The sequence below is a fragment of the Nocardia sp. NPDC004604 genome (assembly GCF_040609795.1).
Lineage (GTDB): Bacteria > Actinomycetota > Actinomycetes > Mycobacteriales > Mycobacteriaceae > Nocardia.
Genome location: NZ_JBEXLC010000003.1, coordinates 176,678 through 187,433, shown reverse-complemented (window position 1 = coordinate 187,433; position 10,756 = coordinate 176,678). Strand labels below are relative to the sequence as shown.

Here is a 10,756-nt window from a genome sequence, read left to right as displayed (position 1 = left end):
CTGGAACTGCCCGGCGGGCACCGCGTACTCACCGATTCCGGTGCGGTGCGCGATATTTCGGAATCCCTCGCCGAAGGCCTGCCCATCTTCTCGCTCTCCGATCCCGGCAGATAGCCGAGATCCTGCCCACCGACCGCATACAGCGGACGGAACACCACCACCTTGCGCTGCGTGCGGCGCTCGAGCACCGCCTCCAATCCCGCGGTCAACGCCAGCGCCGACTTGCCGGTACCGGCCCGGCCGCCGAGCGAGACGATGCCGACGCTCTCGTCCAATAGCAGATCCAGGGCGATGCGCTGTTCGGCCGAGCGGCCGTGCAGTCCGAACGCCTCGCGCTCGCGCACCAGCTGTACCCGCTTGTCCGGCGTGACCCGGCCGAGCGCGCTGGAACTGGAGCCGAGCAACCGGATCCCGGTGTGGCACGGCAGTTCCCGTGCCTCGTCCAGATCGATCATGCTTTCGGCGTAGAGCTGATCGATCTGGGATTTGGAGACATCGATCTCCACCATTCCGGCCCAGCCGGAGGTCACCACGTCCTGGGCGTGGTACTCGTCGGCGTGCAAACCCACCGCACTCGCCTTGACGCGCAAGGGAATGTCCTTGGACACGAGCACTACCTCGCGACCCTCGGCCGCCAGATTGAGCGCACAGGCCAGGATGCGGGAGTCATTGGTGTCGGTGCGGAATCCGACCGGAAGTACCGCGGGATCGGTGTGATTGAGTTCCACCTGCAGCGTTCCACCCTCGGTGCCGATCGGCACCTGCTGATCCAGCCTGCCGTGCTGCAGACGAAGATCATCGAGGTTGCGCAGGGCCTCCCGCGCGAACCAGCCCAGTTCGTGATGGTGGCGCTTGCCTTCGAGTTCGCTGATCACGACCAGCGGTAATACGACGTCGTGTTCGCCGAACCTGGTAAAAGCCCAGGGATCGGACAGCAGAACCGAGGTGTCGATGACGAAGGACTTGGCACCGGTTTTCTGGGAATGCGAGGGGCGGGCCCCCTTCGCGGCGGCTTCGCCTTTCGCGGAGCTGGAGTGCGCCGAGGGAGCGGGAACGGAGCGTGCAGCAGTCACGGTGGGCTCCTTTGTGTTCGCGCGGCACCCGCACGAACGATCTCGCTGGACCGGTCCGTCCCGATGGGATCCGACTTGCGTCAGATGCCCAGAGGGCCGGGTGCCGGCCCTCTCGTACTGAATAGCTCAGTCACGGTTCAGGACCTCCCGTACGGGCCACACCGACGCGGCCCGCACCACCGACGCTACCGCCGACTGCCCGGTCTCCGCTCGGGCACAGGTAGGCATGTCCGTGAATTTGTCGTTAACCCCTTATTGGTGCAGCAGATAGAGTCGCAGGTATGGCCGGTAATGAGGAGTTGGAGAAGCTGTCGTCCAAGGAGCTGCACGACCGGGCGGTCCGGCTCGCGGTGCGGCGCGCGGACATCAAATACCTGTGGCGGCTGCTGAAATCGATCCCGGCCGCCGAGGCCGCCGCGGGCGATCTCGGCGAGAGCGAGGCCGATATCAAGTACGTCGTCCCGATGATCGATGACTACATCCACGCGGGCGACGGCAGGATCGCCGAGGTGCTGCGGCCGTACTACCTCGACTACCTGGCCGAGCACTCCTGACCGGGGCGAGTCGACTGCGCGCTTCGGGCAGCCGCCATTCGACTCGCCGCAACACTGGCGTCAGCGGTTGGGCAGCGCGGCGCGGACCAGTCCGACGACGGTTCCGCGCAGGAAGTTCTCCCAGCTGAAGTGGTCGTGCCACAGGAGGATTCGGCCATCGTGCAGTTCGAAGGTGCCGCAGACCCAGAACGCGATCCGCAGCGGCCCGACGCGCAGGATATCGGTGCGGTCGGTCAGCACGATGTCACCGTCGGTGGCGATGTGATGTATCTCGGCCGCGAAGCCGATGGTGTCGCGGTTCAGGCCGCGCAGAATTCGGCGCGTGAGGCCGCCGCCGACGGTCGGCAGCGAAGTGTTCTTCCAGATGACGTGGGGGTGCAGCAGGTCGAGCGCCTCCTCGACAGCGCCGAGTTCCAGCGCGGCGAAGAACTCCCGCACGGTGGTGATCGCGTCCTGTTCCAGCTCGAGTTCTTCGGTCATATTCCGAGCGTAGGCCGCCGCCGCATCGCTCGACAGTGCTCACCGCAGCTCACCGCGATTCGCGGCGGCGCTGCTCGATGAGCACGGCCAGGCCGTCGAGCACACGGGCGATACCGAAATTCAAGGCGTCGTTGGGGCCCCCGGCATAGGGCGCCGCGGATGTCGCGGACGCCTCCTCGGCGAAGGCCGCGACGACCTCGGGATAGCGGTCGCCCGCCGCGGTCATCATCTCGGCGAACTGCGCGTTGAACTGCACCGCGGCATCGCCGCCGGTTGAGTTGACCTGCTGGGCCAGGCTGCGGACGTGCCCATTGAGCAGCACGATGGTGTCCAGTCGCTCGGATCCGTTCAGCCCGCTGTCCTTGAGCGCCACCAGCGCGGCCTCGGTCCAGCCCATCTCATTGGGCCCGATGGGACGCAGTCCGGTGGTGAGTTCGATCGCCCAGGGATGGGCGGTGTAGCGCTCGAAAATCGTCCGGGCCCAGCGGCGCAGCGCACCACGCCACGGTTCTTCGGTCGAATCCGCCTGCGCCGCGGCCATATCCGGCGGGGCCCCCATGGCGGTGTCGAACATCAGCGCGGTGAGCTGCTCCTTGCCGGGGACATAGCGGTACAGCGACATCTTGGTGAAGCCGAGGCGTTCGGCCAGGCGCTGCATAGACAGATTCGCCAGACCTTCGGCATCGGCGAGCGAGATGGCCTCGGCGACGATCCCCTCCAGTGAGAGCGCGGGCTTGGGCCCGCGCTTGGGTCGCTGCTGGGTGCCCCAGAGCAGTTCGACGGTGGTCGGTGACGGCATCTGCACATCCTTCCGGAAAGCGTGTTGACAAGTAACTGTGTCTACCATACTCTAATTCGTGTCCGACGGATACAGATTCCATCGGACACAGATACTGACATCAGGAGTCATCATGCGTAACAAGTCCGTTCTCATCTCCGGCGCGAGCATCGCGGGCCCGGCCCTCGCCTACTGGCTCAACCGCTACGGGTTCGAGGTCACCGTGGTCGAGCGCGCGCCGCAGTTGCGGCCCGGCGGTCAGGCCGTCGACTTCACCGGCGAAACGCACCACAAGTTGCTCGAGCGGATGGGCATTCTGGACGAGATCTACGCGCACCGAACCGGCACCACCGATATCGCGATCGTCGACGGCGATGGCAAGCAGCAGGCCCTCATCTCCGGCGATTTCACCGGCGGCGATGTGGAGATCCTGCGCGGCGATCTGGCGCGGATCCTGTACGAAAAGACCTACCGGGATTGCGAATACATCTTCGGCGACTCGATCAGCGCACTGACCGAAACCGACGACGGTGTGTGGGTCGAATTCGAGAAGAGCGCGCCGCGCGCCTTCGATCTGGTCTTCGGCGCCGATGGAATCCATTCGCGGGTACGGCGTCTGGCGTTCGGACCGGAGCAGGAATTCGTCAAGCACCTCGGCCACTACTACTGCGTCGCGGGCGCGAGCCCATGGGCGACCAGGTCCGAGGGCACCCCCGAGCGGGTGACCGCCTACGGCTACAACGAGCCGGGCAAATGCGTCATCACCGGCGGCTCGAAGGCACAGCAGCTCTACATTTTCGCCTCGCCCGAACTCGATTACGCCCGTGACGACACCGCGGCGCAGCGCCGCATCATCAGGGAGACCTTCGCCGACGTCGGCTGGGAGGCGCCGCGCATGCTCGCCGAAATGGCCGAGTTCGACGACTTCTTCTTGGACTCGATCAGCATGGTGCGCAAGATGAAGAGCTACAGCCGGGGACGGGTCGCGCTGGTCGGCGATTCGGGCTACGGAAACACCCTGGGCGGCTTCGGAACCGGACTCGCGGTGCAGGGCGCCTACATCATCGCCGGTGAACTCGCGCTCGCCGACGGCGACTACCCGACGGCCTTCGCGCGCTACGACGAGCTCATGCGCTCGCTCACCAAACTTGCGGACTACAGCAATGCGGGGCGTTTCTTCGCGCCGAAGACCGCGTACGGCATCAAGTTCCGCAACTGGTTCCTGCACTCGTGGATGTTCGACAAGATGTTGAAAATGACCGAGAACGTCAAGACCATCGAGCTGCCGGACTACCCGGCGCTGGTCGCGGCCGCGAATGCGAACTGACACCGGTACCACCCCGACCTTCGGCGGACCGCACGGTCTGGCACGGCGAGATCGGCTGTGTTTCGATGGAACCGGGGTGGGGTCGGGTGCGTCTATATGGTCAGACGGCACTGACGGAAGGGGCCGAGTCGGCCATGACAGCACAGACGGACGGCCGCGCGATCACCAATCCCGAGAACGCGCAGAACTTTTCGCACGCGGAAATCAAACAGGCTGCCGACCAGATGAGTCCGGACGGACTCGACGGCGCATTCGACGCCTGGTCGGCCATCTCGGCGGCGGTGACCAAAGCGGGCCAGCAGTTCGAAACCGCGATTCAGCAAGCAGTGGAACAGCATTGGGAGGGCGCGGCCGCAGACCGGGCGGTGCGCGCCATCCGGGATTACGCCACGCGGGTCGGCGAGCTCGGTGCGTCACTGGATCAGCAGTCGGCACCGCTATCCTCGGCCGCGAGTGCGGCGGCGCGGTTCAAGGTTGCGGTGCCACCGGTGGTGCAGACCTCGAACAGTGCGGGCGGACCCGAACTGCGGAATACGCAGGAGGAACAGGCTCGCGACGATATGAGCACCCTGTACATCCAGCCGTATGGGAATACCGCTCCGACGATTCCGACGCTGCCGCCGCCGGTCGAGCCGATCTCCGTGCCGGGGGTGGTGTCCGGGGTCGTTCCGGGGACATCGCCAACCGATACCGGGTCGGGTCAGCCCGGTAGGACGGAGGACTCGGGTAAGGCGACCGAGCCGGGGAAGACCGAGGATGCGAGCAAGGCGGAGAATCCGAACAAACCCGAGGACACAGGTAAGACACAGGAGCCGGCCAAGGCGGAGGACTCCGGTAAGACGGCCGACTCGGGAAAGGCCGAAGCTGTTGCTCCACAATCGGTTTCACCGACCCAGCCGAGCGGTTCGCAGACCACACCCACCTCCAGCACACACACCGCCACGACTCCGGCCACACCATCGACGACCGGTGCGCAGCCGACCTGGCCGATCACCGTCACCTCGGCCGGAGTCACGCCGGCCACCCCGAGTACGAGCCTCACCGCCACCTCTCCGAGTCCTGGTGGCCCACCCGGTACCGGCGCGACGACGCCGAGTCCTGGCAAGTCGGTACCGGGAACCACAACTCCGGTAGCGGCAACGGCACAACCCGCCACCGGTACGCCGAGCCGGGTGGGCGCGGCGGGGGGCGCCGGGTACTCCGGGATGTTTCCGCCAGGGGCCCGTGGCCGATGCGGGGAGGACGGCGAGCACAAGGCGGCGAGGTACCTGCGCACCGAGGAGCACGGCGAGGAGCTCATCGGCGAAGTGGAAAAGACCGTGCCGCCAGTGCTCGGGGCGCAATGATGACGCAATGGACCTTGTCCGCCGAGCAGTTCGCGGCGGCCTGGTTCGGTATCGGCCTGGATCGCATGCCCTTTCCGTTTCGCTTCACCAGCCGCTTCCCCGGACTCCACGAATATCACTCCTACCAGCGGAAATTTCGGGCCGAACTGGCCCATGCCGACCATGCGCCGCTACAGCGCGCCGTGCAGGTGCTCGCCCGACCCGAGTGGCGCATCGAACTGTTCGGCATCGATAACACGCGCGGCGGGATCGAAATGCGCGCCATCGGCTGCGCCACCCGCAGCGGACCCGGCGTCATCGCCCTGCAGGCCCCCGCACCGGACGGCGGCAAGGTGCGACTGCGCCGCGTCCGCGTCGACCAGCTGGCCACCGAACTGATCCGCCTGCTCCCCGATCCCGCGCCTGGCACCGCGGCCGAAAAGAGCTACCTCCTGGACGATCTCAGCGACGACCGCCCCGATCTCTTCGGCAACGCTCCCGCCCGCACCGTCCAAGACCGCTACCGCCGCTTCTGGCGCCAACCCTGCGATACCAGCGGCACCGCAACCGTCCTGGTCGGCCCACGCAATGCCGAACCATTGCGCACCGGCAAACTCCGTTGGATCGACACCAAGGGCGGCCGCTACTGCGAGGTCCCCGCCAACCGCGCCCTGATGATCCGCCCCGCCAACAGCGCCGACATCACGCGGTATCTCGACGAGTCCATCGTCCGCGCGAAAGCGCGCATGGACCAATAGGATCCGCGTGCCCGCTGACCGTGACCGCGATGGGAATACCCAGGTGGTTCATGGGAAGTTGGGCGCTCGATAGGTTTGTCGGATGACAACCGCCGAGGAAATCGAATCCTATCTAGTCGAGTATCAGGAAGCGTTGAGCGCGTTCGACGCGCAGCGTTCGGTCGCGCAGTGGGGGTGCGCCGGGAACCATGGTCACCGACGCTTTCGTGGGATCCATCGTCACCACCGCCGAGATGGCGAAGGGCCTCGAGCAGTCCTATCCGCTGTATCAGGCGCTCGGCCTGGCCAGCGTCGACCACACGGTGCTCGAGCATGTGGATCTCACCGATCGCATCACCCGCCTGCACGTCCGCTGGCACTTCTACGACGTCGAAGGCAATCTGCTGACCGACTGCGATTACGAATACCTGCTGCGCCGCGATGACGATGGCCAACTGCGCGCCTACGTCGCGGTCGCCATCGACGAGATGGAGCGGATCGCGAAGTTGGCTGCCGCCAAGGGTATTCAACTCCCGTCCTGAATTCGTTTGCCGTCGAGTCGAATCCGGACCGAAGCGTGCCCCGCCACGGAATCGCGGGGTACGCATTGCCAGAGCTGTTGCGGCCCGGCTGATTCGACGGCCACTTTCGGAGTGTCGGCTGCGTCAACGGAATTCACGAAAGAACGCAGCCGTGCAACCAGCGCCCCCGAAGGCCTGGTCTACCCAGGGAAGTTGGAGACGTACGCGCCGGTGGCCGAAAAGCCTTCCACCGCGGCGCCGCCGAGACAGGTGATCCGCTCGGTTGAATGCGGCTGGAGCGACTGGGTCAGTGCGTTCAACTCACCGTCGCAATATCCGTAGCCCGTCACGCGGTACACCTCATCGGTGTCGTTGTCGCACAGGTCGGCACTGCAACTGACGCCCGGCGCTACCTCCTTGGCACTGGCCACCGGGGCACCGACACCGAGCATCGCCGCCGCGAAGACCGCGATACCCACACCGAATACGTACTGACGCTTCACCATTCAACCCCATTGCCGGAAATTCACCGACAAAGGTAAGCGCAATTCGCCCTTGACACAACTGCTGCAACATTCGCCCCCGCGACCCGGTACGCACCCGAACGAATTCGCCTGGAAACCCGGCCAGCGCGCACACAACCGCAGGTTTGCTGTCGACGCGAAGCCGAGTTCCCAGGCGAATCGAAACGAACCGGGATCAGCCGAGCAGACGCCAGTCCTCGAGACCGTTGTAGAGCGGCAGCTCCCGAGCCAGCTTGCTGACCCGCGCGCGCAGCGCGTCGACATCGGAACCACCCGCGAGCGCGGTGGCGATGATGTCGGCGACCTCGGTGAACTCGGCATCGCCGAAGCCACGGGTGGCCAGCGCGGCGGTGCCGATGCGCAGGCCGGAGGTGACCATCGGGGGGCGCGGGTCGAACGGAACGGCATTGCGGTTCACGGTGATTCCGATTTCGTGCAGCAGATCCTCACCCTGCTGACCATCGATTTCGGAGTTGCGCAGGTCGACGAGCACCAGATGCACGTCGGTACCGCCGGTGAGGACGCTGATGCCCTTGTCCTTGACATCGGCGCCGCCGAGCCGCTCGGCCAGGATCTTCGCACCGGACAGGGTGCGCTCCTGACGCTCCTTGAATTCGGCACTCGCCGCGATCTTGAACGCCACGGCCTTGGCGGCGATCACATGCATGAGCGGGCCGCCCTGCTGCCCCGGGAATACCGAGCTGTTCAGCTTCTTGGCGTACTCCTGCTTGGCCAGGATCAGGCCGGAGCGCGGACCGCCGAGGGTCTTGTGCACGGTGGAGGACACCACATCGGCGTAGGGCACCGGCGAGGGATGCAGCCCGGCGGCGACCAGACCGGCGAAGTGGGCCATATCGACCCACAGCTTGGCACCGACCTCATCGGCGATCTCCCGGAACGCGGCGAAGTCCTGGTGCCGCGGGTAGGCCGACCAGCCCGCGACGATCACCTTCGGACGGGCGGCGAGCGCAGTCTTGCGCAGCTCCTCCATATCTATGCGGTGGTCTTCCTTGCTGACCCCGTAGGAGTGCACTTCGTAGAGCTTGCCGGAGAAGTTCAGCCGCATGCCGTGGGTGAGGTGACCACCGTGCGCGAGGTCCAGGCCGAGCAGCCGGTCGCCCGGCTCCATCAGCGCCATCAGCACCGCAGCATTGGCCTGTGCGCCGGAATGTGGCTGCACATTGGCGAATTCGGCGCCGAAGAGCTCCTTGGCACGGTTGCGGGCGAGGGTCTCCACGACGTCGACGTGCTCGCAGCCACCGTAGTAGCGACGGCCCGGGTAGCCCTCGGCGTACTTATTGGTGAGCACGCTGCCCTGCGCCTGCAGCACCGCGCGCGGCACGAAGTTCTCCGAGGCGATCATCTCGAGGGTGTCGCGTTCGCGGGCGAGTTCGCCTGCCATCGCGGCAGCGAGCTCGGGATCGAGCTCACCGAGAGATTGGGTATTGACAGAGGCGGTCGTCTGCGTCACCTGATCGAGTCTATTGGCCGTCCGCGCCGCATCGATCAGGGGGTTCTGCGTCTCTGTGTGCATAGCAACCTCCGTGGTCCGGATGCCCCGGGGTGCGCACCCCGAAGCCCATGAGCCCGGCACCCAGGCGCGCGGTGCGGGGCGAGGGTGCTTCCCGGTGGTTGCTTCCACCTCGAGTGCGCCAGTCGCGTCCGACCATCTTATCCGCGGGTGCGCGACGGGCCGATACGCCTCTGCTGGCCCGCGCGTCAAGCCTCGGGTACGGCGGACCGCAGCAGCGCGGTGAGGTGGATCTGCGCGTCGTCGAGGGGCCGAGTGGACTTCAGCGCCCGGGATTGGATGATGGCGCCCTCCAGCGCGCTGATCACGAATCCGGCCAGTGAGCGCGCCTGCTCGGCCGATAGACCGTTGTCGCACAATGCGTTCGCGAGCCGGTCGGTCCACTCGGTGAAGGCGGCGCCCGCCGCCGCCTGCACAGCCGGTTCGGATTCGGCGAGTGCGGCACCGACGATCGGGCAGCCCGTGGTGAACGAGCTGCGCGTGAGGGCGCGCTGCCACCAGCCGGTTAGCGCACTCGCCCATTGCGCGGGCGCGCCCGTCGCGGTGATCTTGTCCATCACGGCGGCCAGGCGCTCACCCGCCGTCTTGGTCGCGACCTCGACCAGCTCGCTCTTACCGGATGGAAAGTGCTGGTAGAGCGAATTCCGAGAGGCATGGCTGCGCTCGAGCAGGGCGGCGAGCCCGGCCGCGTGCACACCCTGCTCACGAACCAGCTCGATGGCGCTTTCGATCAGTCGGTCGCGCGGACCCGCGGTCATCGCTGTCCTCCCTGGGCTGTGTCCATTGTTCGCGCACTCATGGTTGCGTGAACCGATCGGTCCATGCTCCAATCATGACAGATGTGGACCGATCGGTTCACCGAAAGACGGGATTAATTCATATGAGCGAGCGCAGCGAGCGAACATCCGACACAGCCACTGTGGCGGTCATGACGGAGCCGAGCGCTAGCGAGGCGCAGTCAGGGGCACCGACCGACCTGGCCGAGCTGTCCGGACTCGAACTGGTGCGCACCGCGATGACGGCGCAGGGGCGGCCGCCGTTCATCGGCGATCTGCTCGGCATGGAGGCCGAGCAGATCGAGCACGGCGAAGTGGTCTTCGGGCTGCAGACCCGCCCGGATTTCGCCAATCCGCTCGGCACCACGCACGGCGGCATCTGCGCGACCCTGCTCGATTCGGTCATGGGCTGCGCCGTGCACACCACCCTCGACGCCGGTGTCGGCTATACGACGCTGGAACTGAAGATCAACTACATCCGCGCGGTGCCGACCCACGGCAGTCGCCTGATCGCGACCGGCACCACCATCCACATCGGCCGCACCACGGCCACCGCCGAAGGCCGCATCGTCGACGACCAGGGCCGTCTGGTCGCACACGGCACCACCACCTGCGTCATCTTCCGCTGAGCCGGAACCCGCAGGCCGACGAAGGAGAACACCATGAGTCAGCGCACCACCGCAGCGACCGTGCGCAAGTTCCGACGCGAACGCTTCATCGGCCGCTATATCGTCAATCCCGCTGTCGGACTGCTGGATCGGATCGGCATCCGCTCCGCGTTGATCGCCGAACTGGAGACCACCGGCGCGAAATCCGGTCAGCCGCGTCGCGTTCCGATCACCGTTTCGATCGACGACGAGGGCGCCTGGCTCATCTCCCAGCACGGCCACCGCGCCGGCTGGGCCCGCAATATCACCGCGAACCCGCAGGTCCGGCTGCGTCACGGCAGGCGCTGGTACACCGGCACCGCAGCCTTCGTCCCCGATGACGACGTGGTCGCCCGCGCGCGCAGCTTCGCCAAGGGCCGCATTCCCGCCCAAGCCACCGCATGGACGATCAAAGCACTGGAATCTGACCCGATTTCGGTGCGTATCACATTCACCGCGGACTAGGTCGCCACAGCTGAACGT

Annotated in this window: 13 protein-coding genes; 7 read left to right on the top strand and 6 right to left on the bottom strand. The window is 66.3% G+C overall.

All coding sequences use genetic code 11. The annotated features are described in order from the left end of the window. On the bottom strand, positions 1–1,073 hold a 1,073-nt coding region (locus tag ABZW16_RS03165; protein ID WP_354951592.1), incomplete at its 3' end, for a PIN domain-containing protein. A gap of 281 nt (positions 1,074–1,354) precedes the next feature. Between ABZW16_RS03165 and ABZW16_RS03160 the strand changes: the two genes are divergently transcribed. Then, a complete protein-coding gene (locus ABZW16_RS03160; protein ID WP_354951591.1) occupies positions 1,355–1,627 on the top strand; it encodes a hypothetical protein in 273 nt (90 codons plus the stop codon). A 60-nt stretch (positions 1,628–1,687) separates the two neighbouring features. On the opposite strand, the gene ABZW16_RS03155 is transcribed toward ABZW16_RS03160, so the two are convergent. Both ABZW16_RS03155 and ABZW16_RS03150 read right to left on the bottom strand, forming a co-directional pair. Continuing rightward, on the bottom strand, positions 1,688–2,107 hold the full coding sequence (locus ABZW16_RS03155; protein WP_354951589.1) for a limonene-1,2-epoxide hydrolase family protein: 420 nt from the start codon (positions 2,105–2,107) through the stop codon (positions 1,688–1,690). 49 nt (positions 2,108–2,156) lie between these two features. Beyond that, on the bottom strand, positions 2,157–2,906 hold the full coding sequence (locus ABZW16_RS03150; RefSeq protein WP_354951587.1) for a TetR/AcrR family transcriptional regulator: 750 nt from the start codon (positions 2,904–2,906) through the stop codon (positions 2,157–2,159). Between the two features lie 112 nt (positions 2,907–3,018). Between ABZW16_RS03150 and ABZW16_RS03145 the strand changes: the two genes are divergently transcribed. The 4 genes from ABZW16_RS03145 to ABZW16_RS03130 all read left to right on the top strand — a co-directional run bounded on the left by ABZW16_RS03145 (position 3,019) and on the right by ABZW16_RS03130 (position 6,816). Further along, positions 3,019–4,212 carry an FAD-dependent monooxygenase gene (locus ABZW16_RS03145; RefSeq protein ID WP_354951585.1) on the top strand — a complete coding sequence of 398 codons (1,194 nt, stop codon included), beginning with the start codon at positions 3,019–3,021 and terminating at the stop codon, positions 4,210–4,212. 134 nt (positions 4,213–4,346) lie between these two features. Further along, complete coding sequence (locus tag ABZW16_RS03140; RefSeq protein ID WP_354951584.1) at positions 4,347–5,558, top strand: hypothetical protein; 1,212 nt, start codon at positions 4,347–4,349, stop codon at positions 5,556–5,558. Next, positions 5,558–6,295 carry an ESX secretion-associated protein EspG gene (locus ABZW16_RS03135; protein ID WP_354951582.1) on the top strand — a complete coding sequence of 246 codons (738 nt, stop codon included), beginning with the start codon at positions 5,558–5,560 and terminating at the stop codon, positions 6,293–6,295. Before ABZW16_RS03140 ends, ABZW16_RS03135 begins: the two co-directional genes overlap by 1 nt. Positions 6,296–6,483: 188 nt before the next feature. Next, the gene (locus ABZW16_RS03130) at positions 6,484–6,816 is read left to right on the top strand and encodes a hypothetical protein (protein WP_354951580.1); all 333 of its coding nucleotides are present in this window, start codon (positions 6,484–6,486) and stop codon (positions 6,814–6,816) included. Positions 6,817–6,995: 179 nt separating this feature from the next. On the opposite strand, the gene ABZW16_RS03125 is transcribed toward ABZW16_RS03130, so the two are convergent. The 3 genes from ABZW16_RS03125 to ABZW16_RS03115 form a co-directional block, all read right to left on the bottom strand. After that, a complete protein-coding gene (locus ABZW16_RS03125) occupies positions 6,996–7,301 on the bottom strand; it encodes a hypothetical protein (protein ID WP_354951578.1) in 306 nt (101 codons plus the stop codon). A gap of 193 nt (positions 7,302–7,494) precedes the next feature. Continuing rightward, complete coding sequence (gene glyA, locus ABZW16_RS03120) at positions 7,495–8,790, bottom strand: serine hydroxymethyltransferase (RefSeq protein ID WP_354951618.1); 1,296 nt, start codon at positions 8,788–8,790, stop codon at positions 7,495–7,497. 248 nt (positions 8,791–9,038) lie between these two features. Next, positions 9,039–9,608, bottom strand: a complete 570-nt coding sequence (locus tag ABZW16_RS03115) for a TetR/AcrR family transcriptional regulator (RefSeq protein ID WP_354951576.1) — start codon at positions 9,606–9,608, stop codon at positions 9,039–9,041. Positions 9,609–9,778: 170 nt separating this feature from the next. Between ABZW16_RS03115 and ABZW16_RS03110 the strand changes: the two genes are divergently transcribed. Both ABZW16_RS03110 and ABZW16_RS03105 read left to right on the top strand, forming a co-directional pair. Beyond that, positions 9,779–10,255, top strand: coding sequence for a PaaI family thioesterase (locus ABZW16_RS03110; protein WP_354951574.1), 477 nt, complete (start codon positions 9,779–9,781; stop codon positions 10,253–10,255). A gap of 33 nt (positions 10,256–10,288) precedes the next feature. Next, positions 10,289–10,738, top strand: coding sequence for a nitroreductase family deazaflavin-dependent oxidoreductase (locus ABZW16_RS03105; RefSeq protein WP_354951572.1), 450 nt, complete (start codon positions 10,289–10,291; stop codon positions 10,736–10,738). Positions 10,739–10,756 lie beyond the last annotated feature (18 nt).

What these genes read in the sequence shown, in the direction of transcription:
- ABZW16_RS03160 (WP_354951591.1), top strand. Translation starts at nt 1,355, where the DNA reads ATGGCCGGTAATGAGGAGTTGGAGAAGCTGTCGTCCAAGGAGCTGCAC.
- ABZW16_RS03155 (WP_354951589.1), bottom strand. Translation starts at nt 2,107, where the DNA reads ATGACCGAAGAACTCGAGCTGGAACAGGACGCGATCACCACCGTGCGG.
- ABZW16_RS03150 (WP_354951587.1), bottom strand. Translation starts at nt 2,906, where the DNA reads ATGCCGTCACCGACCACCGTCGAACTGCTCTGGGGCACCCAGCAGCGA.
- ABZW16_RS03145 (WP_354951585.1), top strand. Translation starts at nt 3,019, where the DNA reads ATGCGTAACAAGTCCGTTCTCATCTCCGGCGCGAGCATCGCGGGCCCG.
- ABZW16_RS03140 (WP_354951584.1), top strand. Translation starts at nt 4,347, where the DNA reads ATGACAGCACAGACGGACGGCCGCGCGATCACCAATCCCGAGAACGCG.
- ABZW16_RS03135 (WP_354951582.1), top strand. Translation starts at nt 5,558, where the DNA reads ATGACGCAATGGACCTTGTCCGCCGAGCAGTTCGCGGCGGCCTGGTTC.
- ABZW16_RS03130 (WP_354951580.1), top strand. Translation starts at nt 6,484, where the DNA reads ATGGTCACCGACGCTTTCGTGGGATCCATCGTCACCACCGCCGAGATG.
- ABZW16_RS03125 (WP_354951578.1), bottom strand. Translation starts at nt 7,301, where the DNA reads ATGGTGAAGCGTCAGTACGTATTCGGTGTGGGTATCGCGGTCTTCGCG.
- ABZW16_RS03115 (WP_354951576.1), bottom strand. Translation starts at nt 9,608, where the DNA reads ATGACCGCGGGTCCGCGCGACCGACTGATCGAAAGCGCCATCGAGCTG.
- ABZW16_RS03110 (WP_354951574.1), top strand. Translation starts at nt 9,779, where the DNA reads ATGACGGAGCCGAGCGCTAGCGAGGCGCAGTCAGGGGCACCGACCGAC.
- ABZW16_RS03105 (WP_354951572.1), top strand. Translation starts at nt 10,289, where the DNA reads ATGAGTCAGCGCACCACCGCAGCGACCGTGCGCAAGTTCCGACGCGAA.